Below are 18,539 nucleotides of genomic sequence, written 5' to 3' on the forward strand. Positions count from 1 at the left end.
CCCCGGTCTCCATGAGATTGCCCGCGAGGATGAAGAAAGGGATGGCCGCCAGCGGAAACTTGTCGATGGCGGTGAACATCTCCTTGGGCACGAGGATGAGCTTGTCGCCATCGAACAGGGCCAGGCCCAGGATGGCCGAGCCGCCGATGGCGATGGCGATGGAGATGCTGAAGGCAAAGCCCAGCAGCATCGTGACGAGCAGGGTCAGTGGCATGGTGGAGGGCCCGGGGTTACGAGGCGTTGGCCAGTTCTTCGTTGCGGGGGTCGATGTGGTGGGCGATCACCGCCACCATGGCCAGCAGCGCGCCCACGGGCAGCGCGGCGTAGGCCCAGGCCATGGACAGCTCCATGGAGGCAAAGGTCTGGAAGCGCACGCGCCAGGCCAGGTCGATGCCGAACCAGACGACGACGGCCAGGAAGGCCAGGGTGACGGTGGTGATGACGGACTCGACCGTGGTGCGCCACCAGCCGCGCGAGAGGCGCAGCATCAGGTCCACCGAGACCATGGCCCCGATGCGCAGCGCCGCCACCACCCCCAGCAGCACCATCCAGATCAGCAGCCGCCGCATGGATTCCTCGGTCCAGGTGGAGGGCTGCGAGAACACGAAGCGGCTCGCCACCTGCCACAGGCCCAGACAGGAAATGACCGCCAGCAGCAGGCAGGCCACGTTCAGGCACAGGCCCGTGAGCAGGCGGTCCAGACGCAGGATGAAGGTTTTCATGAAAACGCTTTTCGATAACAAGGCCCCAAGTCGGGGGAACCACGGAGCCGGCCCGCAGGTTCCGCCCTCTTGGGGGGTGACGAACCGCAGCGCGGGCCGTCACCGGGGTGGGCTTACTTCACCGCCTGGATGGCGGCGATCTTGTCGGCCCCGAATTCCTTGGCATAACCGGCGTAGGCGGGCGCCACCGCCTTGCGGAAGCTCTCGCCATTGACCTGCTTGACCACCTGCATGCCATCCTTTTCCAGTTGGGCGATGCCGTTGTTCTCGTCGTCGTTGACCTTCTTGCGCTGGGCCGCAGCGGCCTTCTTGCCGGCTTCCATGAAGACCTTCTTGTCGTCGGCCGAGAGCTTGTTCCACACGGCGGGCGAGAGGATCAGCGCGGCTGGCGAGTACACGTGGCCGGTCAGCGACAGGTGCTTCTGGACCTGCGAGAACTTGGACGACAGGATCACGGGAATGGGGTTCTCCTGGCCGTCCACGGTGCCTTGCTGCAACGCGGTGAACAGCTCGGGGAAGGGCATGGGCGTGGGCAGGATGCCGAACGTCTTGTAGCCGTCCATGTGCACCTTGTTTTCCATGGTGCGCATCTTCAGCCCGTTGGCGTCGTTGGCCTGCACGATCGCGCGCTTGCTGTTGGTCATGTGGCGGAAGCCGTTTTCCGTCCAGGCCAGGTTGATCAGGCCCTTGGCTTCCATCTTCTTCTGCAGGTCCTGGCCGATGGGACCGTCCATCACCTTGCGGGCGTGGTCGTAGTCGCGGAACAGGAAGGGGATGTCGACGATCTTCACCTCGGGCACAAAGTTGCCCAGCGGGCCGGTGGAGGTGTTCACCAGGTCCTGCGTGCCGAGCTGCACGGCTTCGATCTGCTCGCGCTCACCGCCCAGCGCCGAGTTGGGGAACTGCTGGCACTTGTAGCGGCCTTGCGTGCCTTTGTCGATCTCGTCGCAGAACACGGTGGAGCCCACACCGTAGTGGGAGGTCTGCGACGTGGCGTAGCCGATCTTCAGCACGGTCTGGGCCTGGGCGCCCGAAGCGGCGAGCAGGGCCGCGAGGGCCAGGGGTTGAAGGATGTTTTTCATGCAATGTCTCCTTGGGTGGTGGAACGGGAACAGGAACGGATCACCTCAGCCGGGCAGACCCAGCCGCCGCCGGGCGGCGGGCAGGGTGACCGCGTCCGGATGGTCGTTGACATACTGCCGCAGCACGGCAGCGAAATCGGGGTCGGCGCGCAGTCCCAGCGCCGCCGCGCGCGGACTCTCGAAGCGCGCGGGCCAGCCGGCCACGATGCGGGCGATGGCCGCGTCGGGCTGGTGGCTGATGAGGGCCACGGCTTCGGGGCCGGCCAGTGCGCCGAGGGCGTCGATCATGTCGCCCACGCGCACGCTCAGGGCTGGCAGGTTGATGGCGGTGCGGCCACCCAGCGCGTCGCGCGGCGCCTCGGCCACGGCCAGGATGCCGGCCACGGTGTTGGCCGGCGAGGACAGCGCGACCGGGGTGTCCAGCGGCACCGGGTTGTGGCTGGGCAGGCCGGCCAGGGGTTCGCGCAACAGGCCCGAGAGGAACCCCGAGGCCGCGCCATTGGGCCGGCCCGGCCGCACCGACACCGTCATCAGCCGCGCCGCGCGGCCGTCGATGAAGCCTTTGCGGGTGTAGTCCGCCACGAGCTGTTCGCAGATCAACTTGTGGATGCCGTAGCTCGATTGCGGGGTGGGCAGGGTGTCGTCGCGCACCACGGCTGGCAAGGGCAGGCCGGGGTCGTTGCCGAACACCGCGACCGAGCTGGCGAAGAAGAACACGGGCGCGGTGGCGCTGGCGCGGCAGGCGTCGAGCAGGCTGCGCGTGGTGTCGAGGTTGGCGCGCAGGCCGAGGTCGAAATCGGCCTCGCACTCGGCGGACACGGCCGAGGCCAGGTGAAACACCGCATCCCAGGGCTGGGCGAACAGCGCGGGCAGGTTGGCCTGCAGGTCGCCGGTGAGGCAGTCCACACGCGGATCGCGGGTGAGCCGGTCATCACGTGGCGGGAACAGGTCGGCCAGCATCAGCCGCTTGAGCGGCTGGCCCTGGAAATGGCCACGCGCCAGCAGCGCCTGCGCGAGGCGGCTGCCCAGAAAGCCGGTGCCACCGGTGATCAGGATGTTCATTCGCTCGTCGTTGTGGGGGGCGGGGGAGACAGCAGCGCGTCGAGGGCGCGCCGGATGGGGGGCGCGGCGTTTTCGAGGCGGTCGGCGGCGTTGGCCATGTGGTGCATCGCGCTGCGGCGCGCGGTGGCTGCGTCACCGCGCATCACCGCTTCGGCGATGGCGCGGTGTTCGGCCTGCACCTGGCTCAGGTAGGTTTCGTCCAGGGCTTCGTTGGTGCGGGTCACGCGCATGGCGTCGCGCTGGTATTGCTCCAGAAAGCCCAGCAGCCGTTCGTAGTGCGGGTTGTCGGTGGCGCGGGCGATGCTGCGGTGGAACTGCAGGTCGGCTTCCACGCCGTCGGGGCCCTGCGGTGGGCAGGCTTCCAGGTGGGCGAGCGCTGCCGCGATGGCGCGGGCTTTTTCGGGGGTGATGCGCTCGGCCGCCAGCGCGGCGACCTCGGCTTCGAGGCCCCGCCGCACTTCGACGACCTGCAACACCGACTCCATCGACCACAGCACGCTGGGGTCAAAAGCCAGGGCGCGAGCCTGGTGGCGCGGGGCGACGAAGACGCCGGCCCCTTGCCGGGAGGTGAGCATGCCGATGGATTTGAGCCGGCTCACGGCTTCGCGCACCACGGTGCGCGAGACGCCGAACTGCTCCGACAGCTTCTGTTCGGTCGGCAGGCGCTGATCGGGCGCCAGTTCGCCCGCTTCGATGCGTTGCATCAGCAGCGCCGCCAGCTTGTCCGTGAGGCGCTCAGGCACCTGCAGGGGTTCGACCACACTGTTGCCGTTCATGGGGTGCGGCCAGGGAGATGACTCATATGGTCATCGTATAAATCAGACCGCTTTTGACCCAGCGGGGTTTCCCTGTCCGGGTTTCCCCCGGGTTCCGCTCCGGGGCCGGAGCGGAACCCGGGCTGGGGCCTCGTTGTCAGCCCGCTGCCGGACCGACCGGGCGGTAGAGCGCGCGGTTGTCGGCGAGCCAGCGGGCCGAGCGTTCGCTGGTGTCCTGAGCAGGATGGAAATCGGCCCGGAAATAGCGCGCCCAGGCGCCCAGCCCCGTGCGCAGCAGACCGTGGCGGCCGAACAGCAGGCGCGCCGCGCTGCGCCAGGTGGACCAGCGCCACAGGGTGCCGTCGCGGCGCAGGTTGGCCACGGTCTGCCGGGCGGTGTCGCTCAGGAAGATCAGGGTCACGCGCCGCATCCAGCGGCGGCGCCAGGCCAGGTCGCCTCCCAGCGCGCGGTAGAGGTCAAACGCGGTGCACTTGTGTTCGGCTTCTTCCGCGCTGTGCCACAACCACAGGGTCTGGAGCCGCGGTTCACTGTGGTCCAGCCATGCCGGGTGGGCGAGCAGCCATTCGGCAAACAGGGCGGTGAAATGCTCGTTCGCGGCGGTGATGGCCAGACCGTGACGCGGATCGGCGCCTTCCACCAGGCGCAGACGCTCGCGGGCGCGCGGCTCCCAGTCGTTGACGAGGCCATGTCGCGCGATCTGGGCGTTGAACAGCGCGTGGATGTGCCGGTGCGTGGCTTCCTGACCCACAAAGCCGCGCACCTCCGGTTCCCAGACTGCGCGCGCGTCGGCCGGCAGGGCGGCGAGGCCGTTGCGCACCGAATCGATGAAGAACTGTTCGCCCACCGGGAAGCTCATCGACAGCGCGTTGAACCACGCGGTGAGAAACGGATCTCCGCCGCACCAGTGACGCGGGACGGGCTGCGCAAGGTCGATCAGCAGGCGGCGGACAATGAGTTCGGTCATGGGCAGAGGAGATGGGAAGGTTGGTACCGATAGGTACCTGTGCCGTATGCTCGGGCGCCTGTGGGGCCTTGTCAAGCGGGGACACCCGGGGCGGGTGGTCGCTGATGGGGCGCCCTGTCAGGCCTGACAGTCTTGTCAGGCAGGCAAAGGCTGGGGCCCCTAAGATGCGCGGCCATGAACAGCATCGAAGCCCTTTCCGTGGCCCCCGGACTGACCGAACACCGCAGCCGGCTCCTGCAGGCCATGGCCGTCATGGCCGCCGACAAGGGCCTGGCGAACACCACCATCGCCGACATCGTGCGCGAAGCCGGTGTCTCCAAACGCACCTTCTACGAACACTTCGCCGGCAAGGAAGACTGCTTTCTGTCGCTGTACCGGGCGGCAAGCGCCTCGGCGGTGCGCACTTTGCAGGAAGCGTCGGTGTCCGGCCAACCCTGGCAGGCGCAGGTCGAACACACGCTGGGGGCGTATTTCGCCCACCTCGCGGCCGGTCCGCGGCTGCTGCGCGCCCTGTTCGTGGAGGTGCACCACCTGGGGCCCGAAGGCCTGTCCGTGCGGCGCGAGGTGATGCAGCAGTTGGCCGACCTGATCCTGGCGCGCGTGCAGGCGGCGGCTGTGGCCGGGGAGAGCCACGGCGCCGGCGACGCGGGCCTGTCGCCGGCGATGGCGATGGCGGCGGTGGGGGCGATCCATGAACTGGTGCTCCAGGCCATCGAACGCCACCAGGAGGCTCAGTTGGCCGAACTGACCCCGGCCGCGGCGGCCATCGTCCGGGCGCTGGCGCGCACGGGCTGAGTGGCCGCGCGGCGGGCGCGTTCAGTCGGTGCTGGCGCTTTCCAGCGCGAACAGCGGCACGTCCAGCCGCCGGCTCAGCCACACGCCACCGCCCATTTCGCGAAAGTGCGGCGCCAGCCCGCGGCGGTAGAGCGCGGCGCGGTGGCGGTACAGGCGCGGGTCGGTGCGCTCCTCGTCGAGGATTTCGCGTTCGTAGTCCTCGCGCGTCACGGCCTCCAGATAGAGCGCGCCCTGGCACAGGGTGCCGAGGTTGGCCAGGGCACGCTCGAGGTCGGGGCGGTCCAGGTAGGGCAGCACACCCTGGCAGATCACGAGGTCGAACGCGGCGTCGGCGCGGTAGTCGGTGACCGACCCGCGTTCCCAGCCGTGGCGCTCGCACAGGTGCTCGCTGTATTCCACGCCCTGGTAGCGGGCGGCGGGAAAGTGACGCTTCACGCTGTCGCGCCACAGGCCGATGCCGCAGCCGATGTCGAGCACGCGCTGCACGGGCACCCGCAGGTAGTGCAGGTAGCTGCCCACGAAGTCGCCCAGCCGCGCGGTGTGGGCGGGATCGACGACCCGCGTTTTCTGGTCGTAGTAATAGCGCTGGTAATAGGCTTCGTCGAAGGTGCTGGCGGGGGCTGAATTCACGCGGTTCCGGTGTGCTGGTGCAGGAAAGGCCCCTAGATATACTGCAAAACGCCCCGTTGCCGGCAGGCCTCTCCTCTCCTATGAGCGTTTCCGACCCCACCGATCCCCGTGCCATCGAGCTCCGGCGCATGAAGCGGGTGGCCCTGGCGTCGCTGCTGGCCGCCGCGGCGGGCCTGTCGCTGAGCCTGGCCCTGGGGGCGCAGGGCGGCTGGAGTTGGCTCAAGGCATTTTGCGAAGCGGCGGTGGTGGGCGGGCTGGCCGACTGGTTCGCGGTGACGGCGCTGTTCCGCCGTCCGCTGGGCCTGCCGATTCCGCACACCGCGCTGATTCCTGCCAACAAGCCGCGCATCGCCGACAACCTGGCGGTGTTCGTGCGCGACAGCTTTCTGTCCACCGAGATGCTGCTGCAGAAGCTGGCCGTGTTCAACCCGGGCGAACGCCTCGGCCAGTGGCTGCGCGAGCCGGGCAACGTGGCGGCCGCGCTGGGATCGGTGCGGCCGGTGGCCTTGCAGGCGCTCAAGTTTCTCGACGAACCGGCGGTGCGCCAGGGCCTGAGCGCATTTCTGCTGGAACGCGCCCGCCGCTGGGACGCGGCGCCCACGGCCGCCAACGTGCTGGCCGTGCTCACCCACGAAGGGCGCCACCAGGTCTTGCTGGACAGCGCACTCGAGTCCCTGCGCCGCTATCTCGACCAACCCGACGTGCGCGAACTGCTGGCCCAGCGCATCGCCGGCTTTGCGCGCAAGCAGTGGCCGACCGCGGTGTCGCTGCTGGACAAGGTCTCCAGCCGGGTCGATCAGTGGGGCGGCGGGCTGGCGGAAAAGGTGGTGCTCGAACTGATCCAGGAAACCGAGCGCGCGCTGTCGCAGCCCGATCACGAGGTGCGCCGCAGCCTGGATGCCCAGGTGCAGGCGCTGGTGGAGCGGCTGCGCAGCGACCCGACTTTCTCCGAGCGCATCGGCGCCTTCAAGGATGGCCTGGTGCACAGCCCGTCGGTGCGCAGCTATCTCGACAGCCTGCTCACGGACCTGCGCCTGCACCTTGAAACCGACCTGCAGCGCGAGGATTCCGTGCTGCTGGCGCAACTGGGTGGGGTGCTGGACGCGCTGGGCCAGCGGCTGGCGCAGGATGAACACCTGATCGCGGCGATCAACGCCCACGTCATGGCCAGCGCGACGCAACTGGCCGAACGCCTGCGCGACAGCGTGGCGGGGCACATCGCCAGCACCGTCAAGGCCTGGGACGAGCGCAGCCTGGTCCAGCAGATCGAGCTCGGCGTGGGGCGCGACCTGCAGTTCGTGCGCCTGAACGGCACGTTGGTGGGTGGCGTGATCGGCCTGGCCCTGCACACCGCCACCTGGTTGGCGGCGCGCTGATCGAGGCCGCGTGCAGACCCACGCTTTCAGCGCGCCAGGGCCCGGCGCAGGCTTTCAAAGAGGCGTTCATCGGCCGACTGCGCGACGTTGAAGCGCAGGAAGGCGCTGGCCCCCTGCGTCAGGCTGAAGGCGTTGCCCGGCGCCAGCACCACGCCGTCGCGCAGGCAGGCGCGGGCGACGTCGGCGGCGTCGTGGCCGCCGGGCAGGCGGCACCAGAGGAACAGGCCGGCCGTCGGTACCGTCCACGGTTCGATGCCCAGCGGGCGCAGGCGGGTGATGGTCTGCGCCATGGCCTGGGCCAGGCGCAGGCGCACGCTGTCCAAGTGCCGGCGGTAGCCGCTGCCGGTGAGCGCGCTGTGCAGCACCGCTGTCGCCAGGTGGCCGCCGCCGAAGCTGGTGGCGATCTTCAGGTCGGTCAGGCCTGCGATCCAGTCGGGCCGGGCCGCGATGTAGCCGCAGCGCAGCGAGGCCGAAACCGTCTTGGAAAAGCTGCCGATGGAGATCACCCGCGCCAGCCCGTCGAAAGCGGCCAGCCGGGGGGCGGGCTGGGTCTCGAAGTCGGCAAAGATGTCGTCTTCCACGATCACCAGGCCCGCGCGTTCGGCCAGTTGCAGCAGCCGGTGCGCGGTGACGGAGGACAGCGCCGCGCCCGTGGGGTTGTGCAGGCCGGCGTTGGTGAGGTAGAGACGCGGCCGGTGCGCCTGCAGGGCGGCTTCGAAAGCCGCCACGTCGGGGCCGCGCGGCGTGTAGGGAACGCCCACCACCTGCACCCGGTGTGCGCGCAGCAGGGCGTGGAAGTTGAAGTAACACGGGTCGTCCACCAGCACGGTGTCGCCGGGTTCCAGCAGGAAGCGGCCGATCAGGTCCACCGCCTGGGTACCCGATTCGGTCAGCAGAATTTGTTCGGGCGGGGCTTCGATGTCGAGCCCGCCCAGGCGCCGCGCCAGCCACTGGCGCATGGCCGGCAGCCCCTGCGGCGTGGCGTAGTCGGCCAGCACGGCGGCGTCTGCGCGGGCCACGCTGCGCAGGGCGCGGCGCATGCCGTCTTCGTACATCCAGTCGGCCGGCAGCCAGCCGCAGCCGGGCTTGAGCAGGCCGTCGCCGGCTTCCAGCGACTGGCGCGAGACCCACAGCGGATCGATCTCGCGGTCCACCGGCGGGCCCAGTTCGGCCAGCGCCAGCGGCGCGGCCGGGCCGCAGACGTAGAACCCGGCGCCGGGGCGCGCGGTGATCACGTTGTCGGCCGCCAGCCGTTCGTAGGCTTCGACCACGGTGGACACCGAACAGCCCAGGGTGCGGGCCTGGGCGCGCACCGACGGTAGCCGCGTACCGGGGACCCAGGTGCGGCTGGCGATCTGGCGGCGCACCGTGTCCATCACGGTGTCGATGCGGGTGCGGGTCATGGGCGACTCCGGGTGGCTGTACCGGATATGTGACCAGTACGGTTTCTTTGAATTGTATGGATCTGTGCATGGCGCCCTGGTGGCTGGCGTGCTGTACTCGCCATGCATTTTTTCCGGAGCGATGGATGGACAAACCGAACACGGCGGCCTGGGTCAATGGCTTCATCGGCGTGCTGATCTTTGCCGGCTCCCTGCCGGCCACGCGGCTGGCGGTGATGGACCTGGCCCCGCTGTTTCTCACCGCTGCGCGGGCGGTGCTGGCCGCGGCACTGGCGGCGCTGCTGCTCGGGGCAGGGCGCCAGCCCGTGCCGGCGGCCCGCCAGTGGCCGTCGCTGGCGGTGGTGGCCCTGGGTGTGGTGGTCGGGTTCCCGCTGTGTACCGCGCTGGCCTTGCAGCACCTGTCGTCGGCCCAGTCGATCGTGTTCGTGGGCCTGTTGCCCCTGTGCACCGCGCTGTTCGGGGTGCTGCGCGGGGGCGAGCGGCCCCGGCCGGCGTTCTGGGCGTTTTCGCTCGCGGGCAGCGCCTGCGTCGCCGGCCATGCCGCCTGGAGCGGTGGCGCCCTGCCGTGGCAGGGCAGCCTGTGGATGCTGGCGGCCATTGCCGTGTGCGGCCTCGGGTACGCCGAAGGGGCGCGCCTGTCGCGCACGCTGGGTGGCTGGCAGGTCATCTGCTGGGCACTGGTGCTGGCCCTGCCGGTGATGCTGCCGCTGGTCTGGCTGAGCTGGCCCGCCTCGTTCGGCGCGGTGGGCTGGCCGGCGTGGGCGGGGCTGGCCTACGTGTCGCTGTTCAGCATGCTCATCGGCTTCGTGTTCTGGTACCGCGGGCTGGCCCAGGGCGGCATCGCCGCAGTGGGGCAGTTGCAACTGCTGCAGCCGTTTTTCGGTCTGGCGCTGGCGGCCCTGCTGCTGCAGGAAACGGTGAACGTCTCGATGCTGGCGGCTACGCTGGGTGCGGTGCTGTGCGTGGCCGGCGCACGGCGCTGGCAGTGATTGGCACGATCCCTGAAAAAGCCCGCCGGAACGGGCGGGCAGGGTAGGGAGCCGTCGCGTCACCCCAGGGGCAGCAACGGCACGATCAGCAGCGCGACGATGTTGATGATCTTGATCAGCGGGTTCACGGCCGGGCCGGCGGTGTCCTTGTAGGGGTCGCCCACGGTGTCACCGGTCACGGCGGCCTTGTGGGCTTCGGAGCCCTTGCCGCCGTGGTGGCCGTCTTCGATGTACTTCTTGGCGTTGTCCCAGGCGCCACCACCGGTGCACATGGAAATCGCCACGAACAGTCCGGTCACGATGGTGCCCATGAGCAGGCCGCCGAGCGCCTTGGGCCCGAGGAACACGCCCACCAGAATGGGCACCACCACCGGCAGCAGGCTGGGGATGATCATTTCCTTGATCGCGGCACCGGTCAGCATGCCCACGGCCTTGCCGTATTCGGGCTTGGCCGTCCCTTCCATGATGCCGGGGATCTCCTTGAACTGGCGGCGCACTTCCACCACCACCGCGCCGGCCGCGCGGCCCACGGCTTCCATCGCCATGGCGCCGAAGAGGTAAGGGATCAGGCCGCCGATGAACAGGCCGATGATCACCATCGGGTCGCTCAGGTCGAAACGCACGTGCTGGCCGTAGGTTTCCAGCTTGTGGGTGTAGTCGGCAAACAGCACCAGCGAGGCCAGACCGGCCGAGCCGATGGCATAGCCCTTGGTCACGGCCTTGGTGGTGTTGCCCACGGCGTCCAGCGGGTCGGTGATGTCGCGCACGCTGCTGGGCAGTTCGGCCATCTCGGCGATGCCGCCGGCGTTGTCGGTGATGGGGCCGTAGGCGTCCAGCGCGACCACGATGCCGGCCATGCTGAGCATGGAAGTGGCGGCGACCGCGATGCCGTACAGGCCGGCCAGTGCATAGGCCACGATGATGGCCACGCAGACAAACAGCACCGGCCAGGCCGTGGAACGCATGGACACGCCCAGGCCCGCGATGATGTTGGTGCCGTGGCCCGTGGTGGACGCCTGTGCGATGTGGCGCACCGGCGCGTACTGGGTGCCGGTGTAGAACTCGGTGATCCAGACCAGCGCGGCGGTCAGCACCAGGCCCACGACGGTGGCCCCGAACAGGCGCATCTGGCTGCCCGATTCGGCGATCGCGTTGTCGGGGATGACAGCCGTGGTCACGAAGTAGAACGCGATCAGCGACAGCACGCCCGCGATGGCCAGGCCCTTGTAGAGCGCGGGCATCACGTTCTTCATGCCCGGGCTGGCCTTGACGAAGAAGCAGCCGATGATGGACGCGATGATGGACACGCCGCCCAGCACCAGTGGGTACAGCGCGGCCTGCGCGGGTGCGGCGGCCACCATCAGCGCGCCGAGCACCATGGTGGCGATCAGCGTGACCGCGTAGGTCTCGAACAGGTCGGCCGCCATGCCGGCGCAGTCGCCCACGTTGTCGCCCACGTTGTCGGCGATCACGGCCGGGTTGCGCGGGTCGTCCTCGGGGATGCCGGCCTCGACCTTGCCGACCAGGTCGGCACCCACATCGGCGCCCTTGGTGAAGATGCCACCCCCGAGCCGCGCGAAGATGGAAATCAGCGAGGAGCCAAAGGCGAAGCCGATCAGCGGGTTCAGCGCCTTGGCGTCCGCCGCGGCACCGCCGAGGAACCAGTAGAAACCGGTCACGCCCAGCAGGCCCAGGCCCACCACCAGCATGCCGGTGATGGCGCCACCGCGGAAGGCCACATCGAGCGCCGGGCCGATGCCCCGGGTGGCGGCTTGCGCGGTGCGCACGTTGGCGCGCACCGAGATGTTCATGCCGATGAAGCCGCAGGCGCCCGAGAGCACGGCGCCCAGCACGAAGCCGATGGCCGTGGCGGCGTCGAGGAACACCCCGATCAGCACGGCCAGCACCACGCCGACGATGCCGATGGTGGTGTACTGTTTGGCGAGGTAGGCCGCAGCGCCGGCCTGAATGGCCCCGGCGATTTCCTGCATGCGGGGATTGCCCGCGTCCTGGGAAAGGATCCAGCTTCGGGACCAGAAGCCGTATGCCACGGCGATCAGCCCGCACACCAGCGCAAAGATCAGCGCAGATTGTCCAACCATCGTTTTCTCCTGCTCGTTTCGCGTCTGACAGGGAGGGGGCAACGCGGTGAGGGAGGCCCCCGATTGCGTTGCTTCCTCGCGTCCGCAGCGCCCGCTGGACGCGGGGCAGGGCGATTGGCCAACCGCCGCAATGTAGCGGGAATCGGCGGGTGTGCGAACTGATGTGGATCAGGAAGTCAGTCTGGAATCAGTAAAATCAGGGTTAATCCCGACCGTCTGCAGCCCTTGCTGCGGCGCGTCACACCGGTCTGCGCTGTGCGCTCCGCACAGCTCGCCGCTGCCGATCACCCTTTCCCCAACCCACAGAATCATCCATGTCTCTCGATCACGTCACCCCTGGCAGCAAGGTGCCCGAAGCGTTCAACGTCATCATCGAAATCTCGATGAACGGCGACCCGATCAAGTACGAAGTCGACAAGGCCTCCGGCTGCATTTTTGTCGACCGTTTCATGAACACCGCCATGCACTACCCGACCAACTACGGGTACGTGCCCAAGACCATCGCGGGCGATGGCGATCCGGTGGACGTGCTGGTGATCACCCCCGTGCCGCTGCCCCCGGGTGTGGTCGTGCCGTGCCGCGCGCTGGGCATCCTGAAGATGGAAGACGAAGGCGGCGTCGACGGCAAGGTGCTGGCCGTGCCGACCGAAAAGATCCTGCCGCTGTACTCGCAATGGCAGAAGCTGGAAGACCTGAACCCGGTGCGCCTGAAGTCCATTGAGCACTTCTTCGAGCACTACAAGGATCTGGACCCTGGCAAGTGGGTCAAGGTGACGGGCTGGGACGGCAAGGAAGCTGCCCACCAGGAAATCCTGGACGGCATCGCGGCCTACGAAAAGGATGCCAACAAGGCCTGAGCCGCTTCGCACTCACCGGAAAAAAGCCTGCCGTGGCGTGAGTCCGGCAGGCTTTTTGGTGCCTTGTCGATTTCCGCATTCGCGGTAATGACGGGGGGCGGCGTTTACAGCTCGCGCGGCGATGCCTCCCGGGCGTTTTTCAGATCTCCGCGTCGATGTCGCCGCGGTATTCGATCTTGCCGCGCACGCGGGCGCGTGGGTGCATGTCGATGAGTTCGTCGTAGCTGGCGTCGCCGATGAGCGTGGCCGAGCCGGTGATTTCGAGCGCCTTGCGCGCGATCACGGTGCCGATCACCTTGCCTTCGATGAACACGTAGTCGGCTTCGAGCCGGGTGTTCTCCACCACGCCCGTGGCGCCCACGTGCAGCGTGCCGCCGTTTTCGAAGGTGATGTTGCCCTTGAGCTGGCCGTCCACCTTGATGCCCTGGTCGCGGGTGGTGTGGAAGTTGCCGTCGAAGACGGCACCCTCGGCGATCAGGCTGGTGATGGCGGACAGCCGCTCGGCCGGAACGAGGCGGGTGGAGGCAGGGTTTTGGCTCATGGAATCAGGGCTCCTTGCTGTGCAACCAGTTTTCGGGTTTGAGTGTAGGGGTGATCGGGGGCGAGTCGCCAGTGACGCTGGCCGGTGTCGCCACCGCGGGTGTCTGGCCGCCGTCCAGCCGCAGCGGCAGGGCGGTCCGGTCCTGCGCCGGCAGTTCGGTCTCGCCGTCCGCAGGCCTGTCGGTCACGAAGATCCGGGGCGGCCGGTGGGGCGTGTTTGCTCGCAACGGAACGGTGGTGGCCAAGGCCGCCTGGCCAGTGGGCAGCGACGGGCGACCGGCCCACAGCCAGACCAGCCAGCCGATCAGCAGCAGCGCGGCCACCAGGGGGGCGACGTAGCGGGGCAGTGCCCAGAGCATCCAGCGCCACCAGAGGCGTCGGCGGCCCACCCAGCGGTCGCGCCGCCAACTGGCGGCCAATGCCGAGCGCCGCAGCACCTCGGCGTCGGGCACGAGGGCCGCAACGGCGGGGATGGGGGTTGCGCGGGAGAGCCACTTCCACCGCATGAGTCAGACGGGTCAGTTCCTCGCGACCGGCACACGCTCCAGCGTGGCATTCAGGTCGGCGCCGTTGACCTGAATCCGGCCGTAGCGCACCAGACCGTGCACGCTGGCGGTGTCGTGCAGGGCCACTTCACCGGGTCCGGAGTCGAGCACACCCTCGGTGCGCCCCATCACGGAGATTTTGTGGGCCGTGATGTCGCCTTTGACCCGGCCCGTTTCGGTCACGATCACGGCGACGCTCGTGCCGGGTGCTTGCGTCAGGTTGCCGTCCACTTCGCCGGCAATGCTGCAGGGGCCCGTGAGCAGGGCATTGCCCACGAAGTGCAGGCCTTCGGCCAGCATGGACCGGCCACTGGGCGCGGTTTCCTGGGACTCGGCCGGGGCGGCGTGGACCGTGGGCGCCAGCACAGGCAACTGGTCCGGCTGGGCGGGCGGCATGGCACGCCCGACGTCGACCTGCAAGGCATCGGGGGCGGCGCTGCCGTCTTCGGCGGGCACCGGGGCGCCGGGGATGTCGTCGGAGTAGTTCATGGAGACCGGTGCTTCCTCTTCATCAAGATGTCGGGACGGGTGGAGATAGCGTCGCGCTTTCATGGAGCCTCTCGTCGGGAACCGGCCGGTGGCGTCCGGCCATGGACTTCCTGCAGCACAGGCAGGTTGTCCCCGAGTTTGAGGGTCTTGAACGGGCCCTGCAAGTCGGCGCCTTCGTAAAGCTGCAGGCGCCGGGCCATGAGGGTGCCGGTGGAAATGCCGGTCTTGGAGACGAAGGCCTGGCCCAGGCACTCCAGGCTGGTGTCGTGGGGCGAGGCACCCGGTTCACCCAGGCGACCGAAGAGGTAGACGTCGCCATTGACGCGCACCCGACCGCGCACCACGCCGCCGTTCCAGATGATGAGCCGGCCGTTGACATGCACATGGCCGGCGACCTCGCCCTGCACCAGCAGGCCGCCGTCGAACTGCAGTTCACCCTCGAGCCGGCTGCCGGCGGCCACACGGTTGACCACATTCATGGCCACGGGGTCGATGGTCAGGATGTCCTGCGGGTGTTTCAGTTCCACAGCAAGGCTCCCCAGGCTGCGGCAGCGCCGATCAGTGCGAGCAGGCCGGCGGCACCGATCCACAGCGCATGGCGTTCGAGCCGGAGGCGCAGGGTGCCGGGGCGCCGGCGAGGTTGCCCGGGCGCATCACCCTCGTGGCTGAGCACGCCCCAATCCTGCCAGAGCCGGGAGAGCGTGCTCTGGCCGGTGGTCAGGTCCAGTTGCAGCCCCTGGGCTGCGGCCTCTCTGGGCCCCAGCCGCCTTCCCATCAGCACCGTCTGGGCCGGGCCCACGACGGTCTGGGTGAAAAAGGCGTCGGTGTCGTCCATGCGCGGGAGTGTACCTAAAGTGTTACTAATCATTGCAGCGTTGGGAGGCGGGGTGCGAGGATTTTCACGGTCCTGTCGCGGGGCGCAGGGGTTGCCGGGTCTGCAGATGGTCGAGGTATTCGGCCACGCCGGCCCGCTCGCGTTCCAGGAAACGGTCGACCGCGTCGGCAAAGGCCGGGTGCGCGAGCCAGTGGGCACTGGTGGTGGACACAGGCAACAGCGCGCGGGCCATCTTGTGTTCGCCCTGGGCGCCACCTTCGAAGCGCAGGTAGCCGTGTTCAATGCACCAGGCCAGTGGCTGGTAGTAGCAGGCCTCGAAGTGCAGGCAGTCGACCCGCTCCAGCGCTCCCCAATAGCGGCCGTAGGCCACGCGCTGCGCGGGGTCGATGCCAATCAGGCTGGTGGCGATGGGCAGGCCTTCGCGCTCGGCGGTGAACAGCAGCCAGTTGTCGGGCATGGTGCGCGCCATGCGCGCAAAAAAGTCGCGGCTGAGGTAGGGCGGGTTGCCGTGCTCGAGGTAGGTGCGCTCGTAGCAGCGGTAGAAGAAGTCCCAGTCCGCTTCGCTGATCGCCGGGCCCTGCGCATGGCGGAAGCGCACCCCGGCGTCGGCCACCTTGCGGCGTTCCTGACGGATCTTCTTGCGCTTGTCCTGCTGCAGGTGGGCCAGGAAGTGTTCGAAATGGGCGTAGCGGGGCCCCTGGTTCGCCACCGGGGCGGCAAGACGGTTTTCCGGAGGCGCTCCCATCGGCTGGATTCCCGCGTTCGCGGGAATGACGGACGACGGGGCCTGACGATCCGGCGCCGGGACGCCCCCAGCAGGATCGGCCCCCTCGGGGGGCAGCGACCCGCACTCGCGGTGGAGCGTGGGGGCCCTGTTCTTCCAGTGGAATTGCACGTTGTGCCTCAGCATCAGTCCGGCGGTCTCGCAGGCAGTGGCGTCCGTTGGCGACAGGAACAGCAAGTGCAGCGACGAGAGCTTTTCCTGTTCGGCGTACGCGACGAGTGCCTGCACCAGCGCGGCGCGGGCGGTCTCGTCGCGTGCCAGCAGCCGGGCGCCGGGCACCGGCGTGAACGGCACCGCGACCAGCGCTTTGGGGTAGTAGCGCAGACCATGCTGTTCATAGGCGTTGGCCCAGGCCCAGTCGAACACGTATTCGCCATAGGAGTGGCTCTTGAGGTAGAGCGGGCAGGCCGCGTGCAGCACATTGCCTTGCCACAGCGTCACGAAGGCGGGCGTCCAGCCCCGGGCAGGGACGGCGCTGCCGCTGTCGTGCAGGGCTGCGAGGTAGGCGTGCCGCAGGAACGGGCTCGGGTCGGGCTGCTGCGCGAGCAGGGCGTCCCAGGCGGTGGCGTCCAGCGCGCCGGGGTGGTCGAACACGCGCAGGTCGTAGGGAGGGGTGTAGGCGTTGTCGGGTGGCATGGCCACGCATCCTGACTAGAAAGGAAACAGCACGGGCAGCACCAGCACGCAGACCCCCAGCACCAGCAGGGTGAATGGCACGCCGATGCGCACGAAGTCCATGAAGCGGTAGTGCCCCGGGCCGATGACCAGGGTGTTCACCGGCGAGGACACCGGGGTCATGAACGCGGCCGATGCCGCCAGCGCCACGGTCATGGCGAACGCGTGCGGCGCGACGCCGAGCTGTTGGGCCAGGCCCAGGGCCACCGGCGCCATGAGCACGGCGGTGGCGGTGTTGGAGATGAACAGCCCCACCAGCGCCGTGAGCACGAACAGCAGCGCCATCACGGTGCGGGGGGCGCCGTGGCCGGTCAGCCCCAGCAGGGCCGAGACCACGGCGTCGATGCCGCCGGTCTTTTGCAGCGCGATGGCGAACGGCAGCATGCCGACGATGAGGATCAGGCTCTGCCAGTGCAGGCTGCGGTAGGCGCTGTCGGCCGTCAGGCAGCCGAAGGCGCCCATGAGCAGGCAGCCGACCAGCGCGGCCATCACGTTGGGCACGAGGCCCGAGATCATCAGCCCGACCGTGACGGTCAGGGCCAGCAGCGCCAGCGGCGCGCGGTTGGCCGCGGGGGCGGCTTCGTCGAGTTCGGCCGGCAGGGTCAGCACCAGGAAGTCGTGCGCCTGGGTGTGCAGCAGGCGAATGCCTTTCCAGGTGCCGGCCACGAGCAGGGTGTCGCCCAGGCGCAGCTTTTCCTGCAGCAGGCGGTCGGCGAGCGATTCGCCGTTGCGCCGCAGGCCGATCACGTTCAGGCCGCGCTGCGAGCGCATGCGCAGTTGCAGGATGGTTTTGCCGATCAGCGCCGAGCCCGGCGGCACCGTGACCTCGGCCAGGCCGATCTCGCGCGACAGGTCGGTGAGGTAGTCGCTCTTGATCGAACGGTCCTGCAGACGGGTGTCTTCCAGGAAGCGGGGCAGGTCGGCGTGTTCGTGGGTGAAGTCCACCAGCAGGGTGTCTCCGGCCAGGATGTCGCGGTTGGCCGAGGTGGTGAGCATCACCGGCCCGAGCGGGCGTTCGCGTTCGATGGCGATCACATTGGCGCCATAGCGGGCACGCAACTGCAACTCACCCAGGGTGTGGCCGATCACGGGCGAGTCGGCGGTCACCCGCAGCCGGCGCGCACGGTCGCGCAGTTCGTAGTCGTGGATCAGTTCGCGCACGCGCCGGCGGCGGCGCTGGTGGGCCGGTTCGGCGGGCGTGCGCCGGGCCAGCCAGCGCCGCGCCAGCAGCATGTACCCCAGTCCCAGCACCAGCACCACAAGGCCGGCCGGGGTGAAGTCGAAAAAGCCGAACTCCGCGTGGCCGGCGCGCGCGAGTTCGCTGTTGACCACCAGATTGGGCGGCGTGCCCACCAGGGTCAGCATGCCGCTGATGAGCGCGGCAAAGGCCAGCGGCATCATCAGCCGGCCGGGCGCAGCGCCGATGCGACCGGCCACGCTGATCACCACCGGGATGAACAGGGCCACCACGCCGGTGGAGCTCATCACCGAGCCCAGCAGCGCCACCGAGAGCATCAGCAGCACCAGCAGGCGGGTTTCGCTCGGGCCCGCGCGCCGGATCAGCCAGTCCCCGACCCGGAAAGCCACGCCCGTGCGCACCAGGCCTTCGCCGATGACGAAAAAGGCCGCGATCAGGATCACGTTGGGATCGCTGAAGCCGGCCAGTGCTTCGCCCACCTCGAGCGTGCCGCCGAGCACCAGCGCGACCAGGGCGCTGAGGGCGACCATGTCCATGCGGGGCCGGTTGGCGATGAAGCAGGCCACGCAGGTGGCCAGCAGGGCAAAGACCCAGAGGGTTTCGGCGTTCATGCAGGATGGGGCGGGCAGCAGGCTGCCGGGGAAGTCAACGGACGGGCCAGGGTCGATTGTGCGGGCAGTGCCGGCCGGGGAGGGCTCGCCGATAATCGGCCATC

Annotated in this window: 20 protein-coding genes; 4 read left to right on the forward strand and 16 right to left on the reverse strand. The window is 68.9% G+C overall.

Annotated elements, in window-relative coordinates; genetic code table 11:
- The 6 genes from QQK43_RS03650 to QQK43_RS03675 form a co-directional block, all read right to left on the reverse strand.
- The coding region (locus QQK43_RS03650) for a TRAP transporter large permease subunit (RefSeq protein ID WP_284306735.1) at positions 1-214 on the reverse strand (214 nt) is incomplete at its 3' end.
- 16 nt (positions 215-230) lie between these two features.
- Positions 231-722, reverse strand: a complete 492-nt coding sequence (locus tag QQK43_RS03655; RefSeq protein WP_234265917.1) for a TRAP transporter small permease — start codon at positions 720-722, stop codon at positions 231-233.
- A 113-nt stretch (positions 723-835) separates the two neighbouring features.
- The gene (locus QQK43_RS03660; protein ID WP_234265916.1) at positions 836-1,804 is read right to left on the reverse strand and encodes a TRAP transporter substrate-binding protein; all 969 of its coding nucleotides are present in this window, start codon (positions 1,802-1,804) and stop codon (positions 836-838) included.
- A gap of 45 nt (positions 1,805-1,849) precedes the next feature.
- Positions 1,850-2,866 (reverse strand): D-erythronate dehydrogenase, encoded by a 1,017-nt coding sequence (gene denD, locus QQK43_RS03665; protein ID WP_284306736.1) that lies wholly within the window; start codon positions 2,864-2,866, stop codon positions 1,850-1,852.
- Entirely contained in the window at positions 2,863-3,642 is a 780-nt protein-coding gene (locus QQK43_RS03670) for a FadR/GntR family transcriptional regulator (protein ID WP_284306737.1), read from the reverse strand. The genes denD and QQK43_RS03670 overlap by 4 nt, the downstream gene beginning before the upstream one ends.
- A 136-nt stretch (positions 3,643-3,778) precedes the next feature.
- Complete coding sequence (locus QQK43_RS03675; RefSeq protein WP_284306738.1) at positions 3,779-4,606, reverse strand: metal-dependent hydrolase; 828 nt, start codon at positions 4,604-4,606, stop codon at positions 3,779-3,781.
- A 174-nt stretch (positions 4,607-4,780) separates the two neighbouring features.
- Between QQK43_RS03675 and QQK43_RS03680 the strand changes: the two genes are divergently transcribed.
- A complete protein-coding gene (locus tag QQK43_RS03680; RefSeq protein ID WP_284306739.1) occupies positions 4,781-5,401 on the forward strand; it encodes a TetR/AcrR family transcriptional regulator in 621 nt (206 codons plus the stop codon).
- Positions 5,402-5,422: 21 nt separating this feature from the next.
- On the opposite strand, the gene QQK43_RS03685 is transcribed toward QQK43_RS03680, so the two are convergent.
- Positions 5,423-6,031 (reverse strand): class I SAM-dependent methyltransferase, encoded by a 609-nt coding sequence (locus QQK43_RS03685; RefSeq protein WP_234265911.1) that lies wholly within the window; start codon positions 6,029-6,031, stop codon positions 5,423-5,425.
- 80 nt (positions 6,032-6,111) lie between these two features.
- On the opposite strand from QQK43_RS03685, the gene QQK43_RS03690 reads away from it, so the two are divergent.
- Positions 6,112-7,407, forward strand: a complete 1,296-nt coding sequence (locus QQK43_RS03690; RefSeq protein WP_284306740.1) for a DUF445 domain-containing protein — start codon at positions 6,112-6,114, stop codon at positions 7,405-7,407.
- 26 nt (positions 7,408-7,433) lie between these two features.
- Here the strand turns inward: QQK43_RS03690 and QQK43_RS03695 are convergent, their stop codons facing one another.
- Positions 7,434-8,810, reverse strand: a complete 1,377-nt coding sequence (locus tag QQK43_RS03695; RefSeq protein ID WP_284306741.1) for an aminotransferase-like domain-containing protein — start codon at positions 8,808-8,810, stop codon at positions 7,434-7,436.
- A gap of 125 nt (positions 8,811-8,935) precedes the next feature.
- Here QQK43_RS03695 and QQK43_RS03700 point away from each other — a divergent pair, with 125 nt between their 5' ends.
- Positions 8,936-9,799 (forward strand): DMT family transporter, encoded by an 864-nt coding sequence (locus QQK43_RS03700; RefSeq protein ID WP_234265908.1) that lies wholly within the window; start codon positions 8,936-8,938, stop codon positions 9,797-9,799.
- 59 nt (positions 9,800-9,858) lie between these two features.
- Here the strand turns inward: QQK43_RS03700 and QQK43_RS03705 are convergent, their stop codons facing one another.
- Complete coding sequence (locus QQK43_RS03705; RefSeq protein ID WP_234265907.1) at positions 9,859-11,901, reverse strand: sodium-translocating pyrophosphatase; 2,043 nt, start codon at positions 11,899-11,901, stop codon at positions 9,859-9,861.
- Between the two features lie 314 nt (positions 11,902-12,215).
- Between QQK43_RS03705 and ppa the strand changes: the two genes are divergently transcribed.
- A complete protein-coding gene (gene ppa, locus QQK43_RS03710) occupies positions 12,216-12,758 on the forward strand; it encodes an inorganic diphosphatase (protein WP_234265906.1) in 543 nt (180 codons plus the stop codon).
- 139 nt (positions 12,759-12,897) lie between these two features.
- Here ppa and QQK43_RS03715 read toward each other — a convergent pair whose 3' ends face one another.
- The 7 genes from QQK43_RS03715 to QQK43_RS03745 form a co-directional block, all read right to left on the reverse strand.
- Positions 12,898-13,299 (reverse strand): bactofilin family protein, encoded by a 402-nt coding sequence (locus tag QQK43_RS03715; RefSeq protein ID WP_234265905.1) that lies wholly within the window; start codon positions 13,297-13,299, stop codon positions 12,898-12,900.
- A gap of 4 nt (positions 13,300-13,303) precedes the next feature.
- Complete coding sequence (locus QQK43_RS03720) at positions 13,304-13,804, reverse strand: hypothetical protein (RefSeq protein WP_284306742.1); 501 nt, start codon at positions 13,802-13,804, stop codon at positions 13,304-13,306.
- A gap of 12 nt (positions 13,805-13,816) precedes the next feature.
- Complete coding sequence (locus QQK43_RS03725) at positions 13,817-14,332, reverse strand: bactofilin family protein (protein WP_284306743.1); 516 nt, start codon at positions 14,330-14,332, stop codon at positions 13,817-13,819.
- A 59-nt stretch (positions 14,333-14,391) separates the two neighbouring features.
- Positions 14,392-14,859: a polymer-forming cytoskeletal protein gene (locus tag QQK43_RS03730; RefSeq protein ID WP_234265902.1), complete on the reverse strand. Its 468-nt coding sequence runs from the start codon at positions 14,857-14,859 to the stop codon at positions 14,392-14,394.
- On the reverse strand, positions 14,850-15,167 hold the full coding sequence (locus tag QQK43_RS03735; RefSeq protein WP_284306744.1) for a hypothetical protein: 318 nt from the start codon (positions 15,165-15,167) through the stop codon (positions 14,850-14,852). The genes QQK43_RS03730 and QQK43_RS03735 overlap by 10 nt, the downstream gene beginning before the upstream one ends.
- A gap of 64 nt (positions 15,168-15,231) precedes the next feature.
- Positions 15,232-16,587 carry a GNAT family N-acetyltransferase gene (locus QQK43_RS03740; protein ID WP_284306745.1) on the reverse strand — a complete coding sequence of 452 codons (1,356 nt, stop codon included), beginning with the start codon at positions 16,585-16,587 and terminating at the stop codon, positions 15,232-15,234.
- Positions 16,588-16,602: 15 nt separating this feature from the next.
- Positions 16,603-18,435, reverse strand: a complete 1,833-nt coding sequence (locus QQK43_RS03745) for an SLC13 family permease (RefSeq protein ID WP_370465213.1) — start codon at positions 18,433-18,435, stop codon at positions 16,603-16,605.
- Positions 18,436-18,539 lie beyond the last annotated feature (104 nt).

Origin of the sequence: Hydrogenophaga electricum (assembly GCF_030160815.1) — a bacterium.
In the GTDB taxonomy this organism is placed as follows: Bacteria; Pseudomonadota; Gammaproteobacteria; order Burkholderiales; family Burkholderiaceae_C; genus Hydrogenophaga; species Hydrogenophaga electricum.

Excerpts from the sequence above, each read along its gene's own strand:
- QQK43_RS03655 (WP_234265917.1), bottom strand. The coding sequence starts at position 722 with ATGAAAACCTTCATCCTGCGTCTGGACCGCCTGCTCACGGGCCTGTGC.
- QQK43_RS03660 (WP_234265916.1), bottom strand. The coding sequence starts at position 1,804 with ATGAAAAACATCCTTCAACCCCTGGCCCTCGCGGCCCTGCTCGCCGCT.
- denD (WP_284306736.1), bottom strand. The coding sequence starts at position 2,866 with ATGAACATCCTGATCACCGGTGGCACCGGCTTTCTGGGCAGCCGCCTC.
- QQK43_RS03670 (WP_284306737.1), bottom strand. The coding sequence starts at position 3,642 with ATGAACGGCAACAGTGTGGTCGAACCCCTGCAGGTGCCTGAGCGCCTC.
- QQK43_RS03675 (WP_284306738.1), bottom strand. The coding sequence starts at position 4,606 with ATGACCGAACTCATTGTCCGCCGCCTGCTGATCGACCTTGCGCAGCCC.
- QQK43_RS03680 (WP_284306739.1), top strand. The coding sequence starts at position 4,781 with ATGAACAGCATCGAAGCCCTTTCCGTGGCCCCCGGACTGACCGAACAC.
- QQK43_RS03690 (WP_284306740.1), top strand. The coding sequence starts at position 6,112 with ATGAGCGTTTCCGACCCCACCGATCCCCGTGCCATCGAGCTCCGGCGC.
- QQK43_RS03695 (WP_284306741.1), bottom strand. The coding sequence starts at position 8,810 with ATGACCCGCACCCGCATCGACACCGTGATGGACACGGTGCGCCGCCAG.
- QQK43_RS03700 (WP_234265908.1), top strand. The coding sequence starts at position 8,936 with ATGGACAAACCGAACACGGCGGCCTGGGTCAATGGCTTCATCGGCGTG.
- QQK43_RS03705 (WP_234265907.1), bottom strand. The coding sequence starts at position 11,901 with ATGGTTGGACAATCTGCGCTGATCTTTGCGCTGGTGTGCGGGCTGATC.
- ppa (WP_234265906.1), top strand. The coding sequence starts at position 12,216 with ATGTCTCTCGATCACGTCACCCCTGGCAGCAAGGTGCCCGAAGCGTTC.
- QQK43_RS03715 (WP_234265905.1), bottom strand. The coding sequence starts at position 13,299 with ATGAGCCAAAACCCTGCCTCCACCCGCCTCGTTCCGGCCGAGCGGCTG.
- QQK43_RS03720 (WP_284306742.1), bottom strand. The coding sequence starts at position 13,804 with ATGCGGTGGAAGTGGCTCTCCCGCGCAACCCCCATCCCCGCCGTTGCG.
- QQK43_RS03725 (WP_284306743.1), bottom strand. The coding sequence starts at position 14,332 with ATGAACTACTCCGACGACATCCCCGGCGCCCCGGTGCCCGCCGAAGAC.
- QQK43_RS03735 (WP_284306744.1), bottom strand. The coding sequence starts at position 15,167 with ATGGACGACACCGACGCCTTTTTCACCCAGACCGTCGTGGGCCCGGCC.
- QQK43_RS03740 (WP_284306745.1), bottom strand. The coding sequence starts at position 16,587 with ATGCCACCCGACAACGCCTACACCCCTCCCTACGACCTGCGCGTGTTC.
- QQK43_RS03745 (WP_370465213.1), bottom strand. The coding sequence starts at position 18,435 with ATGAACGCCGAAACCCTCTGGGTCTTTGCCCTGCTGGCCACCTGCGTG.